Below are 22,933 nucleotides of genomic sequence, written 5' to 3' on the forward strand. Positions count from 1 at the left end.
TTATACGGACTCAAGCGCGTGGGCGCTGCTTGTGGAACACCAGCGGGCTGTATGGAATGTTGGAGGGCGGCGGCGAATTCAGGATGCCCGGCTTCATCGCGCCGACGATGTGCATCTCGCACGGCTTGCAGTCGAAGCGCAAGGTGTATTTTTCCTCGCCCGACACCAGCGTCATCGGCTCGGCCCGCACCTGGCCCTGCACGCCCTGCACGCCCTTGGCCTGCTTCGGGCACAGGTTGAACGAGAAGCGCAGGCAGTGCTTGGTGATCATCAGCGAGACTTCGCCCGGTTCCTCGTGCGCCTCGTAAGCCGCGTCGATCAGTTGCACGCCATGCTTGTGATAGAACGCGCGCGCCTTTTCGTTGTAGACGTTGGCCAGGTAGCTCAGCTGGGTGTCCGGGTAGGTCGGCAGCGGATCGAGCGGCTTGGCGCGCTCCGGACGCTGCCAGCCCGCCAGGCGCGCCGCCTCGTGCGCAGCTACCGCATCGCGACGCAATCCGTTGATGACGCTGGACGGCACGAACGGCGCCGGCGCCAGGTCGAGCGTCACTTCGCCGGCCTCGAACATCGTGTTGCCCAGCTTGGCCAGGCTGGCGCGCAGGCCGGCCAGCGCCTTGTCCTGCTGGTCGGCGCTCTGCAGCGCTGCGCTCGCGACGGTGCTGCTGGCGATGCCGTCCTCGTCGACGAGGTCCAGGCGCAGGCCGTCAGGCGTGCCGGACAGCCGCAGGTCGATGCGCACGCGCCGCTCGGACGACTTCTTGGTCAGCGCCGCTTCCCACTGGTGGTCGCGGTTGCGGTGGATGGCGGCGCCGACCTTCAGGCCGGGCAGGCCGGAGATCGGCTCGTTCGGGAACACGCGCCAGCGCTGGCCATCCGCGTCCTCGCCGAGCTTTTGCACGACGTTGGCCTGGATGCCGACCGTCTCGCGCTTGTGCATGTAGTTCAAGCCGTCGCCATTGGCCATCGCGTCGTTGGCGAGAACGTCGAAGTTGTCGCCGCCGATGCGGGTCACGCTGCCCAGTTCGATGCCGACGTACTTCGGCGAATCGAAGGCGCCGATGGTCTCCTGGCGGCCGTTGGCGAAGTAGTCGGTATGACCGCGGTGGAAGTTCTTGTCGACGTCCGGGGTGAACAGGATCTCGGTCCGGCCGCTCGAGGCGCGCACCAGTTCCGGACGGCGTTCCAGGATCTCGTCGAGCAGCAGGCGGTAGTTGGCGGTGATGTTCTTGACATAGCCCATGTCCTTGTAGCGGCCCTCGATCTTGAAAGAGCGGATGCCGGCGTCGATCAGCGCTTCCAGGTTGGCGCTCTGGTCGTTGTCCTTCATCGACAGCAGGTGCTTTTCGAAGGCGACCACGCGACCCTGGCCGTCGGACAGCGTGTAGGGCAGGCGGCAAGCCTGCGAGCAGTCGCCGCGGTTGGCGCTGCGCCCGTTGTCGGCGTGCGAGATATAGCACTGGCCCGAGAACGCCACGCACAGCGCGCCGTGGATGAAATACTCCAGCGGCGTGTCGACCGCGGCGTGGATCTTCCTGATCTGTTCGATCGTGAGTTCACGCGCCAGGACCAGCTGCGAAAAGCCGGCCTGGCCGAGGAATTTCGCCTTTTCAAGCGTGCGGATGTCGCATTGGGTCGAGGCGTGCAGCTGGATCGGCGGCAGGTCCATCTCCAGCAAGCCCATGTCCTGCACGATCAGCGCGTCGACGCCGGCCTCGTACAGCTGCCAGATCTGCTTGCGCGCCGCGTCGAGTTCGGCGTCGTGCAGGATCGTGTTCAGGGTCACGAAGATGCGCGCGCGGTAGCGGTGGGCGAATTGCACCAGCGCCGAGATGTCTTCGATGCTGTTGCTGGCGTTGTGGCGCGCGCCGAAGGCCGGGCCGCCGATGTACACCGCGTCGGCGCCATGCAGGATGGCTTCGCGGCCGATCTCGGCAGTCTTGGCGGGTGACAGGAGTTCGATCTGATGGGAGAGCAGCGACATGGAGAATCCTCGGAGGCGAAGGCCGAAATTATAGCCAGATCAAGCAGTTATGTCACCGCATCGGGACCCGTGTTGGCGCAATCGCGTCGCTCGCGCCGGCGTGACGCGTCACGAAAAAGCCTCGCCGGTCCGCAGGGTATGTTCGCCAACTGACATGGGGCTGTGTCGTAAACGCTGCAAACGTCAAATACGTGCTGCGCGGCAATTAAAGATCGTGTTACTCTGCGGAAAAATAAGACACGAATCCACTTCACATGCCGTTTCGCACGTCCACCTTTCCCAAGCCGCGGGGACTCGCCGGCTACATGGCCCTGGCCTTCACCCTGCTGTCGGTGCTGCTCACCTTCATCATCGTCGCCGTGGTCGAACGGAAGACCACCGAGCACGTCGAGCAGACGATCGGGCGTGGCCTGGCCGAGCTCGCCGTCCAGACTGTCGACAAGCTCGACCGCGGCATGTACGAGCGCTATCGCGAGATCGCGCTGCTTGCGCGCCGCCGCGAGCTGGGCGACGAGACCCGGTCGATCGAGGCGCGGCGCGAACTGCTGGACGATGTCCTGACCAGTTACCGCTACTACGGGTGGATCGGCCTGGCTGGCCTGGACGGCAAGGTCGAAGTCGCCGGCAACGGCTTACTCGAAGGCGCCGACGTGTCGCAGCGGCCATGGTTCGGCAATGCCCTGCGCGGGCTGCACGTCGGCGACGTGCACGAGGCCAAGCTGCTGTATCGCCTGCTGGCCCCGCAGGCCAAGGAGCCGATGCGTTTCGTCGACGTGGCCTTTCCCTATCTCGGACGCGACGGCAAGCCGCGCGGCGTGGTCGGCGCCCACCTGTCCTGGGCCTGGGCCAAGGACGTCCAGCAATCGATCATCGCGCCGCTCGAAGCCAGCCGCAAGGTCGATGCGATGATCGTCGACGCGCGCGGCAAGGTGCTGCTCGGCCCGCCTGGCCTGCAGGGCACGCGCCTGCCGGCCAGCGCGATGGGCCAGCTGGCCAACCGCGACCGCGGCTTCGAACAGCAAATGTGGCCGGACGGCCAGCATTACCTGGTCGGCATGGCCGGCTCGCAGGGCTACGCCGATTATCCGGGCCTGGGCTGGAAGGTGCTGGTGCGCGAGAACCTCGACACCGCGCTGGCGCCGGTGCAGCTCCTGCGCCGCTATGCGCTGGCCAGCGGCGTCGGCCTGGCGCTGCTGTTTTCCGTGGCCGGCGCTTTCGTCGCGCGCTGGATCACCCGTCCGCTGAACCGCCTGGCCGGCGCGGCGCGCAACCTGCGCGAAGACGACGACCAGCTGATCGACGGCGGCGCCAGCAGCTATGAAGAGGTGCGCGAGCTGGCCGCGTCCTTGAACCGCCTGGTGCGCGACCTGGTCCTGCGCCGCGCCGACGTCGAGAAGCTGAATGCGACGCTGGAGCGGCGCGTGGCCGACCGGACGCTCGAACTCGCCGCGGCGCTGGACGAGGTCAAGGCCGGCGCCGACCGCGTGCGCGACATCATCGAGATCGCCCAGGACGGTTATGTCGCTGTCGACCTGGACGGCGCCATCGTCGACTGGAATTCGCAGGCGGCCACGATGTTCGGTTGGCGCCGCGAGGAGGCGCTTGGCCAGCCGGTCGCGCGGCTGGTGCCGGAACGCTTCCGCGACAGCGTGCGCAGGAGCCTGAGCCAGTTCGTGGCGACCGGTACGCTCGGGGTGCTGGGGCGGCGCGTCGAGCGCATCGTATGCGACCGCGACGGCGCCGAATTCACGGTCGAACTGACGATCAACCTGGTCGGCAGCGGGCCGCGCCCGTTCTTCAGCATCTTCCTGCACGATATTTCCTTGCGCAAGAAGGTCGAGCGCATGAAGAACGAATTCATCGGTACCGTCTCGCACGAGCTGCGCACGCCGCTGACCTCGATGCGGGTGTCGCTGTCGCTGTTGGCCCAGGGCAACGTGGGCCAGCTCGATCCCGAAGCCCAGGAACTGGCCGACATCGCCCATCGCCACTGCGAGCGGCTGGTGCGCCTGGTCGACGACATGCTCGACATCCAGAAGATCGAGGCCGGCGTGCTGGGCCTGCGCACCAGCCAGCACCTGCTGTTGCCGATGGTCCAGGAAGCGGCCGGGGCGATGCGCGGGCTGGGCCGCGACCGCAGCATCGTGGTCTCTTGCGCCAGCGCCGGCGGCTGCGCCGAGTTGGCCGCCGAGATCGATTACGACCGCATGCTGCAGGTACTGACCAACCTGCTGTCGAACGCGATCAAGTTCTCGCCGCCGGGTTCGAAGGTGGACATCACCGTGGCCGCGAATGCGGGCGGGGCGCGCATCTCGGTGGCCGACCACGGACGCGGCATCCCGGCGCCGTTCCGCGAGCGCGTCTTTAGCCGCTTCGCCCACCATGGCAGCGGCGGCGGCAGCGGCCTCGGGCTGTCGATCTGCAAGGGCATCGTCGAGGAGCACGGCGGACGCATCGGTTTCGTGTCCGAAGAAGGCAAGGGCACGACCTTCCACATCGATTTGCCGGCCAGCGCGGTCAAGGCCGTGCCTGCAGCGGCGCCGGGCGTGCCGCACGTCGCGGCGTGAGCGCGGCCTGAGCCGGCGCCCGCCGGCGGCCGCCCGGTCCTCTACTCAGTCCCCACCGAGCCGCCGCGTGCCGCGCGGCGCCAGGCCAGCGGCGCCATGCCGCTGCGCTCGCGGAAGGCGGTCGAAAAATTCCGTGCGTTCCTGAATCCCACCAGCACGGCAATCTCTCCCACACCCAGATCGGTCTCGCGCAGCAGCTGCAGCGCGCGCGCATGGCGCCGTTCGCGCACGTGCTCGAACACGCTCATGCCCAGGCGCTCGTTGAACAGCGCGTTCAGGCGCTCGCGGTAGGTGCCGGCGGCGCGTGCGATCTCGGGCAGGGCCGGCAGGCTGGCCAGGTTGGCGTCGATCACCCGGCAAGCCGTGGCCAGCACCAGCATGTCGAGCTCGAGCGGTCGCGCCGCCTCGCCCGTGTCGTTCAGCGCCGTCGCGGGCGCGCCCTCGCGCGCGCGCGCGGCCAGGCCCAGGTGTACGCGGATGCGCGCCAGCAGCTCGTCCATGTCGTAAGGCTTGCTCAGGAAGTCGACGGCGCCGAGCAGCAGGCCGGCCGTGCGCTCGCGCGGGCCGGCGTCCGCCCCCACCAGGATCAGCGGAATCGCCGCGCAGGCGGGATCGGCTTTCAGCAAGCGGCAACAGGCGTAGCCGTCGACCTCGGGCAAGGCCAGGTCGGCCACGATCAGCTCGGGCCGGTCGAGCGCGGCCAGGCGGCAGCCCGGCAGGGCCGCCCCGGCCAGGCTGACCGGATGGCCCGCGCGGCCGAGCGTCGCACCGAGCAGGCTGCGCTCCGGGCTGTCGGGAAAAATCAGCAAAATGCGTTGGCGTGATTGCGGCATAGGTCAAAAACGTTGTAAATCGAGTCAACGAGTTGCGATTTTATCGTCATTTCGCATCCAGCAGATGGTTTATCTCATCCAGAAGACTTACTGGATTTGCTGAATTAACTGGAATTTGCGATAGTTGTCACACGGAAACACAACACCGCAACTTTCATCGAATCAGGCGTAAAGGAGAATCCCATGTCGACGTCCAAGTCCAAGCTGCTGGCGGCAACCCTCATCGGCGCACTGGCGCTGCCCCTGGCGGCCCAGGCTGCCACTTACAGCAACGGCAGCAAGAGCTCGACCATGGACGTCAGCATGAAGATCGTGGCCGACTGCACGATCGCCGCCAACGGCATGGATTTCGGCCAGAACCAGGGCGTGCTGAGCGCCGCGCTGACCGCCAGCTCGTCCATCAACGTGACCTGCACCAACACCACCCCGTACAACGTCGGCCTGAACGCCGGCACCGGCACCGGTTCGAGCGGCACCACCCGCTACATGAGCGGCACCGGCGCCAACGCCGGCACGGTGCGCTTCAACCTGTACCAGGCGCCGGGCGCCACGGCCTGGGGCAACACCCAGGGCACCGACACCCTGGCCGGCACCGGTACCGGCGCCCAGCAGACCCTGACCGTCTACGGCGAAGTCCCGGCCCAGCAGACCCCGGCGCCGGACGCGTACAAGTCGACCGTCACCGCCACCGTGTACTTCTGATTGCGCGGCTAACCGAGATTACGGATCAATGATGCCACGTCACGCTTTCCTCCCGGCGCTGGCCTGCCGCTTTCTTCAGGCCCTGCATTATGGCCTGTTCGCCTGCGCCGTGGCCTGCGTCTGCCTGGCATCGGGCGGCGCCACGGCGGCCAACCTGCAGATCTCGCCGGTCTCGATCGCTTTCGCCCCGGACCAGGGTGCGGCCGGCATCAACCTGCAGAATTTCGGCGACACGCCGCTGTACGGCCAGGTACGCGTCTACACCTGGGCGCAGAAGGACGGCGTCGACGTGCTCACCCCGACCGGCGACGTGGTGGCCAGCCCGCCGATCATCGAAGTCGCGGCCAAGTCGACCCAGACCATCCGCCTGGTGCGGCGCAGGGCGGGCCAGGACGGCGTCGAGCGCAGCTACCGCATCCTGATCGACGAGATCCCGCGCAACGAGGTGGGCAGCGGCGTGGCGATCCGGCTGCAGTATTCGGTGCCGGTGTTCGTCGCGCCCGCGACGGCCGGCGCGGCGCCCGATGTGCGCTTCAGTCTCGGACACCGCGACGGCGCCCTGGTCCTGCGTGCCCGCAACGACGGCGCGCTGCATGCGCAGCTGGGCGCCACGCGCGTGCGCGCGCAGGGCGGCGCCGAGGTCGAGGTCAGCAAGGGCCTGCTCGGCTATGCGCTGGCCGGCCAGGCGCGCGAATGGCCGCTGCCCAAGGACAAGGCGGCGCAACTGTCGGCCACGTCCAGCGTGACCGCGACCGTCAACGGGCGCGAGCAAACCTTTCCCGTGGCCGCCGGCGCCGACTGAGTCGTGGCGGGCAAGGCAAGCGCGGCCTGGCGGCCGCTGTCGGTATTCGCGCTGGGGCTGATGGGCCTGGCGCCGTGCGGCGCGCGCGCGCAGCTGGCCGCGCCCGCGCGCGCGAGCACGCCCGCCCCCGCGCGCGAGGGCGAAGCGGCGCCCGCGGCGAACGACGCCGAGCTGTACCTGGAAGTGAGCATCGACGGCCAGGACAGCGGCCAGGTCGCCCCGTTCACCCAAGGTCCGCGCGGCTTGCGCACCCAGGTGCAGGCGCTGCGCGACCTGGGCCTCGATCCGCTGCGCTTCGGCGTCGACGGCCAGGACAGCTTCGAGCTGGACGCCGTGCCGTCGCTCACCTACACCTACGATCGCGCCGGCCAGAGCATCGACCTGCACCTGGGCGGCGCCCTGCGCGCTCCCCTGGCGCTGCTGGCGCGCCCCACGGTCGAGGCGGGCGCGGGGGCGGTGAGCCCGGGCGCGCTGCTCAACTACGATTTGTACGGCCAGCTCGGCGGCAGCGGCGGTGCCGCGCTGCTGCACGAAGCGCGCTGGTTCGATGCGCACGGGGTGCTCAGCAGCACCGGCAACCTGGTGTTGCGCGGGCCGCAAGCCGGCTACGTGCGCTACGACACGGCCTGGAGCCATTCCGATCCGGCCAGCCTGGCCACCTTCCTGGTCGGCGACACCGTCACGCCCTCGCTGTCCTGGACCCGCTCGCTGCGCCTGGGCGGGGTCGAATGGCGCAAGAACTTCGCGTTGCGCCCGGACCTGCTGACTTATCCGCTGGCGGCGCTGAGCGGCTCGGCGGTGGTGCCGAGCAACGTCAGCCTGTACGTGAACGGCATCCAGCAGTACAACGCGGCGGTGCCGAGTGGCCCCTTCGTGCTGAACGGGGTTGCCGGCCTGAACGGCGCCGGCCAGGCCACGATCGTCACCCGCGACGCACTCGGGCGCGCGGTCTCGGCCAGCGTCCCGCTGTACGTCGACACGCGCATGCTGGCGCCGGGCCTGGTCGACTATGCGTTCGACCTGGGCGCGCTGCGGCGCGGCTACGGCGTGCGCTCGTTGGCCTACGATCCGGCCCCGGTCGCCACAGGTTCGCTGCGCTACGGCCTGAACGAGCGCCTGACGCTCGAGGCGCATGCGGAAACCGGGCATGGCCTGGTCAACGGCGGCGCCGGCCTGCTGTGGCGCCTGGGCCAGCTGGGCGTGTTGTCTGGTTCGCTGGCGGCGAGCCAGCACGGTGCGCAGGCGGCACTGGGCTACCAGTACGTGTCGCCGCGCTTTTCGATCGATACCGAACGCCGGCGCGCCAGCCGCGCCTATGCCGACCTGGGCACGGCGGCGGGAACGCCGGTCGACCGCGTGAGCGACCGCCTGAACCTGAACCTCGCGCTGCCGCGCGCGCAGAGCCTGGGGCTGTCGTATGTCGCGACCCGGCAAGGCTTGCAGGATGGGCGCGTGCGCATCGCCTCGCTGGTGTGGTCGGCCAGCGTCGCCCGTGTGCTGTACCTGAGCCTGTCCGCTTACCGCGACTTCAAGGACCGCGGCGTGCGTGGCCTGGCCTTCAGCCTGAGCATGTCGCTCGGCGGGCACGTCGGCGCCAGCGCCAACGTCGGCCGCCAGGGCAATGACACCACGCGCAGCGTGCAGCTGTCGCGCGCGCCCGACTACGGCGGCGGCTTCGGCTGGGCGCTGCAAAAGGGCAGCAGCGCGCGCTACGGCTTCGACGCGGCCCAGGGCCGCTATCTCGGCAACGCGGGCGAAGTCATGCTGTTCACCCAGTCCAGCGGCGGCGCACGCAGCACCTCGGTCGACGCCAGCGGCGCGATCGTGGCGATGGACGGCAGCGTCACCGCGGCGCGCCAGGTCGGCAGCGGCTTCGCGCTGGTCTCGACCGGAGTGGCCGGGGTGCCGGTGATCCATGAGAACCGCGAGATCGGCCGCACCGACGCCTCCGGCCACCTGCTGGTGCCGAACCTGGTGCCGTACATGCCGAATCGGATCGCGATCGATACCAGCAACTTGCCGATCGACAGCCATATCGGCGCGGCCAGCGCCAGCGTCGTGCCGCAGCGCCAGGCCGGTGTGCTGGCGTCGTTCAAGATCGAGCGCTACGCCGCCGCCACCGTGACCGTACAGGGCGCGGACGGCAAGCCGATGCCGGATGGCACCCCGGTGCTGAATGCCGACAGCGGCGCCGCCACCGTGGTCGGCTACGACGGCGTGCTGTTCGTCGACGGCCTGAAGGAACACAACCGCCTGCTGCTCGGCAGCGGCGCCGCGCGCTGCGAAGTGCGCTTCGATTACCGCCCGGGACCGGCCGGCGAGCTGCCGGCCATCGGCCCGCTCGCCTGCAAGCCTGCGGGCGGCATCCAACCAGAGAACGATCCACGAGGAGCCCAACAATGATCCGACGTATCCTGATGCTGGCCGGCCTGTGCTGGCTGCTGTTCGGCTGCCAGCCGGCGCGCGCCGACGATTGCAGCGCCGCCGCCACCGATGTCGTGTTCGGCGCGGTCAGCCCGATCGCCGGCAGCGATTACTACGCCAGCGGCACGATCACCGTGACCTGCTACTGGAATTTCTCCGGCGGCACGCTGCTGGGCACCTCGGCGGTCCTGCTGCCGAACGCCACGGTGTGCATCAACCTCGGCCTGGGCAGCCCGACCAGCGGCGGCGCGCGCGCGATGGGCTATGGCGGCGCCGTGCTGTCGTACGAGCTGTACCGGGATTCCACCTACGCCGCCGGGTCTGTCTGGGGCGGCGGGGCCGGCATGCCGACCAGCGCCAAGCCGGTGACCACTACCTTTACGGCTTTGCTGGCCTTGAGCGTGCAGACGGCCACGTTTCCGGTCTACGCGCGCATCCCGGCCGCGGCGCTGACCGGCCTGAAACCGTCGGGCGCGGGCACACCGTACACGGCCAGTTTTGCCGGGTCCGGCAGCATCAGCTACAACTTCTCGACGCTGGTGGGCGCCGGCTGCAGCGGCGGCAAGACGGCGTCGTTCAGCTTCCAGGTCACGGCCAACGTCATCAATGACTGCCAGATCACGGCCGGCAGCCTGGTGTTCGGCAGCAAGGGCATCCTCAGCGGCGCCGCGCGCGCCAGCAGCACACTGTCGGCCAAGTGCAGCGCCGGCACCACATACCAGGTCGCGCTGAGCGGCGGTACGGTTGGCAGCCTGGCGCTCGGGCGCAAAATGAAGAACGCGGCCACTGGCGAGACGATCGCCTATTCGCTGTCGCGCACGCTCGATGGCCCGGTCTGGGGCGATGGCGTCAGCGCCAGCGCGAGCGACGTCCTGTCCGGCATCGGCACTGGCGTGGTACAAAGCATGACGGTGTATGGACTCGTGCCCAAGCAGAACACGCCCTCGCCGGGCGACTACCAGGACCGGGTGACGGCGACGATCGTGTTCTAGGACTCAGGCGGCGCGCGAGCTGCGCGCCATATAGGCAGGGACGGGAACGGGGCGCTGCGGCGCCTTTTTCTTTATGCGCAGGGGGATCAGAAGGCCACGGTGATGACCGGGGCGGCAGCCGTGGCGCCGGACGGAGCCGCCTGGATCGAGTAGGGGCTGCCCTCTTTGCACTCGACGCTGGCGCCGGTGCTCGGGCTGGTCTGGATCGCGCAGGCATCGACGATGCGCAGGCCGACTTCCATGCTGGCGCTGCTGCTGTGGGTTGCGACGGTACCGGCTGCCTGGGACATGGTGGTCCATGCCAGCAGTACCAGGGTCAGCGCCTTCAACCGTTTCAGCTTCATTCTATCCTCGCGTTGCGATATCAATACAGTGATTGCATTATCGCGAAGGCTGGCAAAGCACGCAAGTTGCGTATTTACATCGCAAAAACGGGCGGCAGGAAAGGGAGTTTCGGTTTAGCGGCTTTCGAGAACGTTTCTTAAGATTGCATTAAAGAAATAAGAGATTCTCATAAGAAACTTCATTTGCTGTTGCTGCTTTTATCGATTCGAAGCGCGAAAAATATATTAGAGGTTTTCCTCTAAAGCGCAGCTCAGTCTGCGAGGAGGCTGGACGCCGCCTGAACCAGACTTTCGGGGCTGAACGGCTTGACGACATAGCGGTCGGCACCGGCAGCGAGCCCGGCCTCGACGTCGCTCTGCTGGCCGCAGGCCGACAGCATCAGCACCTTCGGAATATGCCCGGCAGCGCCGGCTTTCAGTTCGCGGCAGACCTCCAGCCCGTTCAAGCCGGCGCCGAGCCACACGTCGAGCACCAGCAGCGCAGGCTGCTCAGTGCGCACCAGCTCGATAACCGCGCGCGCGTCCGCATGGGCGCTGACGCGGCCGAGTTGTTTCAGGGTGAGGCGAATCAGCAGGCGCAGGTCGTCCTGGTCCTCGATGACGAGTATCGTTTTTTCCATGGTCAGGTCGGGACGCCTGCGGGCAGCACCATCGTGATACTGGTGCCGCTGCCCGGCGTCGAGGTGAGTTCGACCGTGCCGCCGTGCAGGTCGATGATTTCTTTGAAGATCGTCATGCCCAGGCCGCTGCCTGTGGCGCCGGACGCGTTGTCCGCGCGGTAAAAGGCGTCGAACACCTGCGCGACCTGCTCGGGCGTCATGCCGATGCCCTGGTCGCGCACCCGGATCGCCACCGCCGGCGTGGCCTCGAGGAGGGCAGGGGCAGCGTCCAGCAGGATCGGGCTGCCCGGCGCCGAGTATTTGACGCTGTTGCTGACGATGTTGGTCAGCGCCTGCTGCAGCTTGTCGGCATCGCCCAGCAGCGGCGGCAGGCTATCCTCCAGCGTGACCTGGATGCGTGCGGTGTCGCCCAGGCCGACCAGGCCGGCCAGCGTCTGTTCGATCAGCTCGGGCGCCGCCAGCGCGCGGATGTCGAGCGACTCCTTGCCGCCGGCCTCGATGCGCGCCAGGTCGAGCAACTGGTTGATCAGGGCCACCAGGCGGCTGGCCTGGCGGTGGATGATCTCGATCAGTTCGCGTCCGGTGGCGGGGTCGAAGTCGCGTTTCAGCAGCAACTCGGAAAAGCCGAGCACGCTGGCCATCGGCGTGCGCAGCTCGTGGGTGGCGGTAGCGAAGTACTTGCGGCGGCGCTCGTCGGTGGCGCGGTTGCTGTCGTCGACCTGGCGCCGTATCGAAATGTCGCGCACGATCGCGGTGATGCGGCGCTCGCCGGCCAGCAGCATGCGGTTGATGGTGAACTCGAGCGGGAACTGGCTGCCGTCGGCGCGCCGGCCCACGGTCTCGACCGCCTGCAGGTTCGGCAGGCTGCCGGGCGCCGCCCAGGCGCGGACGTCCGGCTCGGCCAGCAGGCCCAAGGCCGAGCGGCCGACCAGGTCGCCCGTCGTGCGCTGGAAGATGCGCTCGGCGGCGGGGTTGACGAACAGGATGTTGCCGGCGGCGTCCAGCAGCAGTACGCCTTCGGGCATGTATTCGATCAGCGCGTGCATGCCGGCTTCGCTCTCGCGCTGGACCTGGATCGCGCGGTTCAGCTCGACGGCCGCAAGTTCGTTGGCCACGATCGCCGCCAGGTCGCGCAGCGTGGCCGCTTGTTCCGCGCTGAACGCGCGCGGCGCGCGATCGATCAGGCACAGCGTACCGACTCGGCTGCCGTCGGGCGCGACCAGCGGCGAGCCGGCGTAGAAGCGGATGTTGGGGTCGCCGCTGACCAGCGGGTTGGCGACGAAGCGGGGATCTTGCAGTGCATCCTCGACCACCATGACCTGCTCTTGCTTGATCGCATGGCTGCAGAAGGACATCGAGCGGTCGGTTTGCGCCACAGCAAGACCTTGGCGCGACTTGAACCACTGGCGGTTGGCATCGACCAGGCTGACCAGGGCGATAGGGACGTTGAACAGACGCGAAGCGAGGCGGGTGATGCGGTCGAACCGCTCCTCGGCAGGGGTGTCGAGGATGTTCAGGTTGAGCAGAACTTGGAGGCGGTGCGCTTCGTCGTCGTTGTTCGGTGTTTCAGCCATGGTCGGTCAATAAGCGCGTCTAACAGATGATGTCAATCTTCCAAGAAGAAATTGCAAGCTGTCAAGTCGCGACCCGGAGTTGACACCGATCAAGCCGCTTTTGTGAGCACCTGGTCGACGGCCTTGCGTAATTCGACGAAGGGAACCGGCTTGGAAAACACCGGAATATCTTCCGGCAAGCCCATCGACTTGATGGTCGCACGATCCAGGCCGCTGATGACGATGATCGCCATGCCGCTATACGCCGGATCGGCGCGCAGCGTGCGGATCATGCGGAACCCGTCCATCCCGGGCATGCTGAGGTCGCTGATCAGGAGGTCGGGCTTGGCTTCGCCGATCTTGATCAGGGCCTCAAACCCGTTGCCGGCCTTGATCACGTCGAGCGGGAGGTCCCAGCCGCCGATTTCCAGCTCGTACAGGCGCAGCATGGTCGAGTCGTCGTCGACCAGCAGCACCTTGCGTTCGAGCGAGACGCCGTCGTGGGCGGGCGGCGGCTGGATCGCGTGGCTGCGCTGGTCGACCAGCCGGTTCACCGACGCGAGCGCGATGCGGCGATGCCCGCCGGCGGTTTTCCACGCCTGCAGCACGCCGCTCTCCACCCACAGCTGCACCGTGCGATGGGACACGCCCAACATCGTCGCTGCCTCTTTGGTGGAGCAGAAGTCGGCTGCGTCGTAGCTGTGCTCCCGCACACTCTGACTGCTATGCAATTTCATATTTATCGATTTTACGTTGTTTGCTGGTACTGTCAAGCAGGATTAGCAGAAATACATCGAATGATTCCTTAAGGAACGCAACAGGGTAGCATCTTATCAAGCGAAAAGTGTATTTACAGCTGTATCCGTGTGCTCAAGCTCATGCTTATTGATTACAGCTGCAATTGTTCTAACTGGCATTTTAACCGCGTATCACGCCTTGTTGTCCACTAATGTGTGAAGTCCTTGCGTTTTTTATTAAGTTTCGATTCTATCGAATTATCACCTGCAGTGACAGCGAAAACTGCATTTCGTCAATTTATTGCATAACCCATCTCGCCACATTTGTGACAATGTTTGTTGTATCTAAACAATATTAGACCGCTACTGTATCGTCACCGTGACCGTCACCTGCCCGGTGGCGCCCGGCGCCAAGGTACCGCTGAAGCGCCACTCGACCGCGCCGCTGGCCCCCGGCGCCGGGCTGCTGGCCACGTTGCAGCCGGTCAGGCCCGAGCCTGGTGGCAATGGACCGCAGGTACTGGCCGCATAGGTCGTGAACGGTGGCGTCGTGTCCGTGATCTTCAGGCCGCTGAGCGTCGCGGTGCCAGTGTTGGTGTACGCGATCGTGTAGGTAATGGTCGAGCCCGGGGCAGCGCCGGTCTTGTCGACGGCCTTGGTCAGCTTGAAGTCGTCGCAGGCCTGGCAGATTCCGTCCACCGTCACGACCATCTGGCCCAGGCCAATGCCGAGCAGCTGCAGCAGCGGGTCGGCGATTCCAGTGAGGATCTGGGCCAAGACCGGATTGAGCGCACCGACCACCAGCGTTTTCAGCACCGGCAGCACGGCCGCGTCCAGCAAGCCCAGCGAAGGGGCGATCGTCAGGTCGAGGTTGTTCATCAGGCTGCCGGCCAGGTTGGTGGCGAAGGCCGTGCTGGTGCTGACAGTGCGGGTCTGGGGGAAGGCCCCGCTCATGGTGACGCTGGTGGCGAACGGCGCCTGGCCGCGCGCCGCGCTCTTGACGCGGATGTCGACCTTGGCGCCGTTCAGGATCAGCTGGCCGATGACGCCGTAGCCGACGTCCGAGGCCGACAGCGTGCGCGTGCGGTTGAAGAATACTTCGTCGGCGATGCTGCCGATGTAGGCGTCGGCCACGCCGGGGGTCACCTGCAGCGTCACCGATTTGGCGGCGGCATCGACTGCCGACAGCGCGCCGTCACCGCGCGCGCTTTCTATATAGACGTCGAGCTTGCTGATGGCGATCGAGGCCGCATACACGCCGGGAATCGCAGTCAGCGCGGTGGTCGCGGGGCTCAGCGTCACCAGGTCGAGTTTGAGCTTGACGCGCACCGCCGCCGAGTGGAAGCTCGAGCCCGCCGGTCCGCAGATGTAGACCGGCGACTCGATCACCTGTGCGGACAGCAGCAGGCTGTTGACCACGCCCGCCATGCCCAGCGCGCCGCCCGAGACGCCGACCGGGGTCGGGGTGCTCAGCACGTTGCGCCGGTTGTACAGCTGGACCAGGCCGCTGAGCATGTCGAGCGAATTGATGGCGGTGTTGGCCAGCGCGGCGGGCTCGGCGCTCACCTGCAGCAGGTCGGCCAGGCGCACGGTGGCGCCGGCGACGGCCAACTGGCCCTGCAGCCTCGACAAGGCGCCCGACAGGCTGGTGTTGGCCTGGGCTTGCGCCTGGGCCTGCAGCGCGGCGGCGACTTGGGCCAGCGTCACGTTGGCGGCCAGCGCCTGGGACGGGCTGGACACGTTGGCGCCGGCGTGAAGGGCGTTGAGCACGCCGAGCAGATTGACGTCGCCCTGGGCCAGCGCATTCCAGTCGGCCGCGGTCAAGCTGATATTGGTGCCGGTCAGGCTCGAGAGCAGCGGGCCGAGCAGGGCGCTCTGGGCGGTGCTGACGCTGGCCAGGCGCGGACCGGCCGAGACGCAGGCGCCGATCGAGCAAGCCGCTCGGGCCGGCTGGATCGACAGCAGCAGCGCGATCAGGGGCAGGATCAAGGCCGAGGCCAGGCTGCCCGCCAGCCAGCGCAGCACGGCGCAGATGCGGTTCAGGGTCGGATTCGAGTACGGGTTCGGGTGCGGGATCATCACGGTGTCCGGATCTGTTTTTGGTATGCGGGCGCTCATTTCATTGCATCGGCCGCCAGCAGCCCGTCGAGCGAGCGCTCGTCGAACTTGATGCGCAGGCGCGCGTAGATGCCTTTGGCGGTGGCGTCCTGGCCGGCCAGGTCGCGCTCGTGGAAGCCGAGCAGGTTGTAGCCGACCGAGACCCAGGTGTTGCGGCGCAGCTGATATCCGGCTTCAAGGCCGGCGCCGAACTGGCGGCTGCCGGCGGAGACCAGCACCTGGGCCACCGCGCCGACGTCCCAGTCCTTGCCGAGCTGGCGCGTGAGGTGGCCGCTGACCAGCTGGGCGACGCTGCGGCTGGCGATGCCGCCCGAGCGGTCCGCGGCGGCCTTGGCGGCCCAGCGCGCCGACAGCACGGTGGCGCTGTCCGGCTGCCAGTTGGCGTTGGCGGCGACCAGGTGCACCGTGCGCGCGAAGTCGGCCGGCCCATTGTCCTGCTCGCGCTTGAGTTCGTATTTGGCCAGGCCGTTCCAGCCGATCGTCTCCAGGCCGCGGTAGGCCACGCCGGTCTGCAGCCATTCGGTGCCGCGCACGCTGTGGCCGTTGACACCGCCTTCGGCGCTGCGGTTGGCCGACAGCGTGTTCTTGCCCAGCAGCGCCCAGCTGTCCGACAGCTTGTACGCCAGCGCCAGGGTGTTCAGCACGCTGTCGGCGTCGGCGCCGTGGCGCAGCTCGAGGCGGGCGTTGGCCTTCCAGCGCGGGTCGCGACTGTATTCGATGGCGCCGGCCACGGCGATCGCCTGGTCGGCGTTCGAACCGGCGATGACCTGCACGCGCTCGAAGCTGGTGCTGCCGCGCACGCCGTCGGCGATGTTCCACAGGTTGCGCAGGCCGATCGCGGCCTCGGCCTGGCGCGCGCCGCTGGCGCCGCTGGCGCCGATGCCGGTCATGCCGTCCTGGGCGCCGCGCGCGCGATATTCCGAAAAGACGCGGCCATCCTTCATGTAGTCGGCGTCGATGCCGAACACCGTGGCGTTGCGCTGCTGGCCTTCGTTGAGCGCGTAGTTCGAGCCAAGGCTGCTGATCAGTTCATGGCGGCCGTACAGGCGGGCGCCGTTGTTCATGCGGTACTCGCCGCCCAGCGCGGCCATGCGGCGGCCGCTGTCGCGCACGTCCTGTTCGGCTTCCACGTACACGCCGGCCTGGGGCAGGCCCGGGATCTGGCTCGAGACCTTGGCGCGCAGGCTGGTCAGGTCCGGGCTGGCCAGCACGGTGTTGGCACCAGCGACTTCATGGGCGCGGCGCACGCCGCCCTCGACCTTCACGCCGTTGCCGAAGGCATAGCTGCCGGAGACCTGCACGCCGTCGCGCGCGGCGCCAGTGGTCAGGTCTTCGGTATGCAGCAGTTCGCCCTGCACGCCGACGCGCTCGAGCGCCTGCCAGCGCACGCGCGCCCCCGCATCCACGCGCCCGCGCGGGAGGCTCGAGCTCGGGTTGTCGAAGCCGAGATCGGCGCGGCCGGCGTACACGCGGGTGTCCAGGCTGCCGTCGCTGTGGACGGCGTCGATGCGCGCCGCGCGGCCCGCCGCGCCGGCCTTGTCCATCTGGGCGGCTTCGATCGTCACACTGGTTTTCTCGCCGGCGCGGACGGTGGCGTTCACGCTCGACAGGGTGGTCGGCAGGGCCGGGTTGCGGTCGTCGACGTGGCTGGCGCCGAGCTCGACGTGCTCGCCGATCTTGTATTGGATGGCGGCGCCGCCGACCCAGAATGCCGGCTCGCCCTGGTCGACTTCGTAGCTGATGCGCACGGTCACCGGGTTCAGGTCGGCGTCCAGGCTGGGAACCGGGGCGCGGAACAGGATGCGGCCGGTGAGCGGCTCGATGTCGTAGTCGACGTAGCGCACCTGCGCCTTGCGCGACAGGATCATGCCGCTCTGGTTGCGGTCCCGCACCAGGATCTCGATGCGCTCGCTGTTGACGACCATCGTGCCGCTGCCGGTGTGGTACGGGCCCGAGGTGCCGTTGGCGGCCGTTTCCTCGACCATCTGGCGGGTGCTGTCGTGGCTGGCGAAGGCGTCGACAGCCAGGCTACCGAACTCGGTGTGGGTGCGCAGGCCGTTCAGGTTGCGGGTGTAGGCGCCCAGGTTGCGCTGCGGCGTCGCGCCCGGCGGGGTCATGTCGCCGAACAGCAGCCACGACTTGTCGCGGTCGGCGCGCAGGTACAGGCGCACGCTCGACTGGGCGTCGAAGCCGCGCTTGCTGTCGTCGCCGTAGGTGGTGTAGTAGGCGTTCGGGTCGAGGTCGCGGAACAGTTTGCCGTCGCTGGCCTTGTCCGAATCGTAAGCGGCGGTGAGCAGCGTATTCTCGCCGACCTTGCCCTTCATGAACATCGCGGCGCGGGCCCCGACCTGGGTCTGGTCGCCGACGTGGCGCAGCTGGTCTTCGAAAGCGTCGAACTCGCGCACCGGGTCCGAGGTGTTGCCCTTGCTGCGGTTCAAGCTGACCGCGCCGTCGAACACGCCGGCCGCGACCAGCGGGCGCAGCTCGGGCACGAACGACAGGCCGGTTTCGGCGCTGACGTTGCTGGAAGCGGCGCGGATGCGGGTCTCGCCCGGTTCGACCGGGGCGCGCAACGCAAAGTCGGCGCTGCCGCCTTCGACGAACACCTGCAGCCCCGGGGTACGCGGGTCGAGGTCGGTCTGCTGCCACAGGCCCAGTTTGCTGTCGATCGTGAGCGGGGTGCGCTCGGTCACCGCCAGGCCGTTGACGTCTTCCAGGCGCACGCGCAGCATCGCCGTCGCCTTGCCGTCGGCCGGCACGGTGGTCTTGTCGAGGTCGATGCGGATGCGTTTCAGGGCGCCGGGCGCCTTGACGTCGATGCGACGGCTGCCGCGCGGATTGCCGAACTGGTCGATCTGGCGTACTTCGAGCACGTTGCTGCCCGGACGCAGTGCGACGCCGACGAATTCCCAGCTCTCGAGCTGGCGCGCATCGACCTTGCTGCGCCGGCCGATGCGGGTCTCGGCCACGGCTTCGCCGTTGACGATCAATGCGAAGGTCGAGCCGACCGTGCCCTTGACGCGGATGGTGGCCTGGGCGCGCGGCAGGATGGCGCCGTCTTCGAGGTCGACGAAGCCGAGGGTGTTGTCGAGCGCGGCCAGGTCGGCGCCGGCGTTGTTCGCGTCGGCGGGCTTGTTCCGGGCGGCGGCGGGCTTCGCGCTCTGCTCGGCGGCACGCAGCTGGGCGCGGCGCGCATCGATGTCGGCGCGCAACCGGGGCGAACAGCCGGCCAGGGCGAAATCGGCCTTGGCCAGTTCGCCGTCCTTGAGGTCGACGAAGCGGCTGCCGGCGTCGCCCGCGTTGCGCCCGGAGGTGATGGCCAGCATCGCTCCGGCCGGCAGGGTGAAGCCGTCCAGCTTGGCCACGTGGGTGCGCGGACGCACTTCGGCGAAGCTGTAGCGGCCTTCGGCGTCCGTGATCGACCAGCTGCCGTCTTCCAGGTAGATGCGCACGCCCGGCACGCCCGGTTCCTGCGCGGCCTTGACGCCGTCGCCGTCGCCGTCGCAATCGGCGAACACGCGGCCGACGATGAAGCCTTTTTCGCTGAACACGCCGGCCTCGACCTTGACCTTGGCGGCGGCCACGCTGCTGGCCAGCACCAGCGGGGCGGCGCTGGTGGCGCGCGCGCGGTTGATGCCGTCGCCCTGCAGCGCACCGGCGCCGATGCGTACGCGGTAGCGCAGGGTGCGCACGCCGCCGGCGGCCAGCTGGCCGACCTCGACATGCAGTTTCGAATCGTTGGCCCCGGGCGCATCGGCCTGCGCCGCGTCGTCCAGGCGCAGCGTGCCGGCCTGGTAGTGGAAGCCGGCCGGGAGGTCGTCGTCGACGATCACGCCCTGCAGGTTCTGCTCGGCGGCGTTGTGCACGCGGATCGTGTAGTCGACGAAGTCGCCCAGCTCGGCGTTGGCGCGCGAGGCGCTCTTTTCCAGGTAGAGCGCGCCCGGGACCGGGTCGAGCGGGACATCGAGGGTGACCGCGCCGGTGGCTTCGTTGACCGGGAAATTCGCGCCGTACGAGCCGTACAGGTGGATGGTGCGGCCGGCCGCGAGCTGCGATGCCGGGACTTTCGACGGGTAGGTGTAATTGGTCGGGGCGGTCACTTGCAGGCGGTACAGGCTGGGGCCGACCAGCGGGAACACGTAGCCGCCGTTGGCGCCGGTGACCAGGGTGCTCGGGGCCGGCGTGACGCCGTCGACGTCGAACACGCGCGCCGGGCCCCCCGCATGGCCGCCGTTGCCGGCGCCGGTGACGTCGATCAGGGTGACGGTGGCACCGGCCAGCGGCTGGTTGGTATGGCTGTCGAACACCACGCCGGACGGGTCGACCAGGATCGAAGTCGTGCTGACGCCCGTGCCGCAGCCTTCGATGGATGCGGTCAAGGTGTCGTTCTTGGCCGCGGCGAGTGCGCCGTCGCCCGAGGTCACCTTGGTGCTGTCCTCGTCGCTGCTGACGGAGCGCGACGTGGCGGCCGTATTCGAGGCGGACGTCACCACCGGCATGGCGTTGCGCGGCACGCGGAACACCCCGCTGTCCGGCGAGGTTTCGATGGCGGTGAAGGTCTCGATGTCGCCGCTGTTGCTGGAGCGGACGTCGATCTTGATCGTGTCGAGCTCATTCGGGTTGGCGTTGCAGGCGGGGGCGACGGCTTGCATGTACAGAAGCTGGCCGGCGGCGGTGATCGCCGCGCGCTTCGTATAGTCGAATCCGGTGAAATACGTGATGGTGTTGCGTTGGGTCCCCAGCGCGCTGACGATGTTCGACCGCTGCGCAGGGCTGGCTGCGGCGGGGCTGGCGAAGCTGACGCTGGCCTGGTTGACGACCTGGGCGCCGCAGACGGAGGTCAGCAGGGCCAGGCAGGTGCAGAGAAAAAATCGGAACAGGGCTTGCATGATGGGGGCCGTAGCTGCAAACGTTTCAGGTTCGGGCAGTGCCCGCGCCGGTCGGCGGCGCGGGATCGCTATGGGGTCGGCATTACGGGTTGATGCGCACGCCGAAGTTCATGGTGGCGGACTGGCCGGGGCTCAGCACGCCGACGTTCGCCGACACCACGCCGGTCGTGCCGGCCACTGGCGCCACCACCGCGCCCAGCGTGCTGTTGGCGGCCACGCTGGCGTGATAAGTGGTGTTGGCCGGCACGTTGTCGTTGATGACGACGGTGTTGACCGGCGTCGCCCCGCTGTTGGTGGCGGTGATCTGGTAGCGGATGCAGGCGCCCGGGATCGCGCCGGTGGTGATCGGGCTGCTGCTGAACGCGGTGTCGGCCACGCCGTCGCAGTTGGCGTCGATCGCCTGCACCTTGGTCAGCGTGACCTGGATCGCGTTGGCGGCGATGGTGACGGCGTCGTGGATGCGGTCGGACACGCCCGAAGTGGGCGACAGCGCGCGGAAGTACAGGTCGGTCGTGCCGACGGTCGCGCCGGCGGCCGGGGTCACGTCGGCGTACACGACGTTGCTTGCGCCCGGGTTGACGGTACTGGAAGTGATGACGGCGCCGCTGGCGTCCTTGAACACCACGGTCCAGCCGCTCGGGAGCGAGATGCTGCCGAAGCTGCCGTCGGTGCTGGCGGCCAGGTTGAAGGTGTCGGCGCTGCCGCCCATGTTGTTCAAGTACAGCGTGAAACGGGTGGTGCTGCCGGCGGTCGTGATGTTGGTCACCACGGGGCTGGATTCCACGCCCGGGCCCGCGCCGGGCGCGCTGCTGCCGGCCGAGTTGGCGGTGATGTCGATGGTCGAGGCGGCGGTGACGGTGGTGGTGTCGGTGGCGGCGGCCGAGATCGCGCCGTTGAAGACGCTGGTCGCGGTCACGACCATCGCGTTCGTGCTGCCGACGCTGGCCGAACCCGGCAGCGTGGCGACGGCGACGTAGCGGAAGGTCGTGCCGGCGGACAGCGGACCGGTGCTGGTGATGGGGGTCGCGTTGTCGGCCACGCCGTCGCCGTTGGCGTCGGCGAAGAACTGCACGTTGGCCATGGCGTAGGCGCCGCTGTTGGCCGCGGTCAGGTTGAAGCTGTCGCTGCCGTTGCCGGTGTTGGTCACGCTCTGGGCGTACACGACCTGGGTGCCGGCGGCCGCGTTCTTGGCTTCGTTAGGGCCGACGCTCAGGCTGGCGACCTGCTGGACCGTGGTGATCACCGTGTTCGAGGTCGCGGTGTGCGCGCCCAGGGCGGCGTCCAGGTAGGTCGCACTGGCGGTGTTGGTGATCTGGGTGCCGGCCGCGGTCGCGGCTTGGGCGCCATGGGCGGCCGCGAACATCACGGCGGCGGCGACGACGGTAAGACGGGGGTTCATGGTGTGCGCTCCTTGTGTGCTTGGGGGTTATGGATCAGGACTGCTTGTCGTTGGTGGAGGGCAGGCGCATGCGCGCGCTGACCGTGACCTGCTGGCCGGCGGCGAGGTCGCCCAGGTTCCAGCGCAGGAATTTGTATTCGGATGGGGGTACGGTTTCGCTCACGCGCTTGCCCTCGCGCGTCACTTCGCGCTTGAGCGGCGCCGGAGCGAAATGCACGCCGTCGAGGCTGGCCTGCAGCAGCCCCGGACTGGCGCTGCCGTCCAGGTAGGCCATCCCGCCGGCCGGCACCGGCAGCGTGGCGGCGACCTGCCTGGCGGCCGCCTTGGCCGGGTTGCGGCAGGTGACCTGGTATTCGATGACGTCACCGGGACGGGCCTCCAGCGTCGGCACCAGCTTGCCGCCCAGGGCGGCATTGACCTGGAAAGCACGCAGCGTGACTTCGACCGGGGTCGAATCGGCGGCGAGGGCAAGGCCGGTCCACAGCATCAGTGCGCATGCCGCTACCAGCGAGACTATTCGATTCATCATCTTGTGTTCCTCATGTCGGAAAAGGCGTCGCCGTTGCGACGCCGAGGTTTCGAATTTGCCGATTACGCGGCATTCAGAACAGTATCACTTTTGCCGAGTTTCTCAAGAAAAACTTTCTAAATTACATTTATGTTGTACTTACGAAACAACAATGCGGGTCGAATCAGACGGATTTGCACGGAAAAGCGCAGGGAAGAGCGAGCAATCCAATGCCGCGCAATGAAAGGCACGGTCCACATGCTTGGGAAAATCAAGTGCGCACAGACGTGCGCTGCGTAAGGCGTTGCCACTCTACAACGCAAATACGCAAGTTCCGTTTTTATCGGCTTTGCGTGATTTACGTTTGGAAAGATTTGCGAGATGATGTCGTTAAGCAATAACGCGGCTGACCCAGAGGGCCAAACGGGCCTGCCGGCCACCCCACTTTCTTTCGATACGACGAC

At 67.9% G+C, this 22,933-nt stretch carries 15 protein-coding genes; 5 read left to right on the plus strand and 10 right to left on the minus strand.

The genetic code is table 11. The features are described from left to right. Positions 1 to 10: 10 nt before the first annotated feature. Positions 11 to 1,981: a U32 family peptidase gene (locus FA90_RS06100; RefSeq protein ID WP_036166961.1), complete on the minus strand. Its 1,971-nt coding sequence runs from the start codon at positions 1,979 to 1,981 to the stop codon at positions 11 to 13. A gap of 254 nt (positions 1,982 to 2,235) precedes the next feature. Between FA90_RS06100 and FA90_RS06105 the strand changes: the two genes are divergently transcribed. Further along, the gene (locus FA90_RS06105) at positions 2,236 to 4,548 is read left to right on the plus strand and encodes a sensor histidine kinase (RefSeq protein WP_051971487.1); all 2,313 of its coding nucleotides are present in this window, start codon (positions 2,236 to 2,238) and stop codon (positions 4,546 to 4,548) included. A 41-nt stretch (positions 4,549 to 4,589) separates the two neighbouring features. Here FA90_RS06105 and FA90_RS06110 read toward each other — a convergent pair whose 3' ends face one another. Continuing rightward, positions 4,590 to 5,357: a DNA-binding response regulator gene (locus FA90_RS06110; RefSeq protein WP_051971488.1), complete on the minus strand. Its 768-nt coding sequence runs from the start codon at positions 5,355 to 5,357 to the stop codon at positions 4,590 to 4,592. Positions 5,358 to 5,564: 207 nt separating this feature from the next. Here FA90_RS06110 and FA90_RS06115 point away from each other — a divergent pair, with 207 nt between their 5' ends. From FA90_RS06115 to FA90_RS06130, 4 genes are read left to right on the plus strand one after another with little or no spacing between them, the layout of a single operon-like run. Then, positions 5,565 to 6,083 (plus strand): spore coat U domain-containing protein, encoded by a 519-nt coding sequence (locus FA90_RS06115; protein ID WP_036166965.1) that lies wholly within the window; start codon positions 5,565 to 5,567, stop codon positions 6,081 to 6,083. Positions 6,084 to 6,114: 31 nt separating this feature from the next. Further along, positions 6,115 to 6,885 carry a molecular chaperone gene (locus tag FA90_RS06120; protein ID WP_081934052.1) on the plus strand — a complete coding sequence of 257 codons (771 nt, stop codon included), beginning with the start codon at positions 6,115 to 6,117 and terminating at the stop codon, positions 6,883 to 6,885. Between the two features lie 3 nt (positions 6,886 to 6,888). Continuing rightward, positions 6,889 to 9,288: a fimbria/pilus outer membrane usher protein gene (locus tag FA90_RS06125; RefSeq protein WP_051971489.1), complete on the plus strand. Its 2,400-nt coding sequence runs from the start codon at positions 6,889 to 6,891 to the stop codon at positions 9,286 to 9,288. After that, positions 9,285 to 10,301 carry a spore coat U domain-containing protein gene (locus FA90_RS06130; protein WP_036166968.1) on the plus strand — a complete coding sequence of 339 codons (1,017 nt, stop codon included), beginning with the start codon at positions 9,285 to 9,287 and terminating at the stop codon, positions 10,299 to 10,301. Before FA90_RS06125 ends, FA90_RS06130 begins: the two co-directional genes overlap by 4 nt. A gap of 86 nt (positions 10,302 to 10,387) precedes the next feature. Here FA90_RS06130 and FA90_RS06135 read toward each other — a convergent pair whose 3' ends face one another. The 8 genes from FA90_RS06135 to FA90_RS06170 all read right to left on the minus strand — a co-directional run bounded on the left by FA90_RS06135 (position 10,388) and on the right by FA90_RS06170 (position 22,490). Beyond that, positions 10,388 to 10,645, minus strand: coding sequence for a hypothetical protein (locus FA90_RS06135; protein WP_036166970.1), 258 nt, complete (start codon positions 10,643 to 10,645; stop codon positions 10,388 to 10,390). 251 nt (positions 10,646 to 10,896) lie between these two features. Next, entirely contained in the window at positions 10,897 to 11,265 is a 369-nt protein-coding gene (locus FA90_RS06140) for a response regulator transcription factor (RefSeq protein ID WP_036166973.1), read from the minus strand. A gap of 2 nt (positions 11,266 to 11,267) precedes the next feature. Beyond that, on the minus strand, positions 11,268 to 12,839 hold the full coding sequence (locus FA90_RS06145) for an ATP-binding protein (RefSeq protein WP_036166976.1): 1,572 nt from the start codon (positions 12,837 to 12,839) through the stop codon (positions 11,268 to 11,270). Between the two features lie 89 nt (positions 12,840 to 12,928). Beyond that, complete coding sequence (locus FA90_RS06150; protein WP_239700558.1) at positions 12,929 to 13,474, minus strand: response regulator; 546 nt, start codon at positions 13,472 to 13,474, stop codon at positions 12,929 to 12,931. 444 nt (positions 13,475 to 13,918) lie between these two features. Further along, complete coding sequence (locus tag FA90_RS06155) at positions 13,919 to 15,634, minus strand: DUF11 domain-containing protein (protein ID WP_036166982.1); 1,716 nt, start codon at positions 15,632 to 15,634, stop codon at positions 13,919 to 13,921. A 35-nt stretch (positions 15,635 to 15,669) separates the two neighbouring features. Next, positions 15,670 to 20,562 (minus strand): DUF11 domain-containing protein, encoded by a 4,893-nt coding sequence (locus tag FA90_RS06160; protein ID WP_036166985.1) that lies wholly within the window; start codon positions 20,560 to 20,562, stop codon positions 15,670 to 15,672. A gap of 82 nt (positions 20,563 to 20,644) precedes the next feature. Further along, positions 20,645 to 21,961 (minus strand): NEW3 domain-containing protein, encoded by a 1,317-nt coding sequence (locus tag FA90_RS06165; protein ID WP_036166987.1) that lies wholly within the window; start codon positions 21,959 to 21,961, stop codon positions 20,645 to 20,647. A 34-nt stretch (positions 21,962 to 21,995) separates the two neighbouring features. Continuing rightward, positions 21,996 to 22,490, minus strand: coding sequence for a DUF11 domain-containing protein (locus FA90_RS06170; RefSeq protein ID WP_081933684.1), 495 nt, complete (start codon positions 22,488 to 22,490; stop codon positions 21,996 to 21,998). Positions 22,491 to 22,933: the final 443 nt, after the last annotated feature.

It is taken from the genome of Massilia sp. 9096 (assembly GCF_000745265.1).
Taxonomy (GTDB): domain Bacteria; phylum Pseudomonadota; class Gammaproteobacteria; order Burkholderiales; family Burkholderiaceae_D; genus Telluria.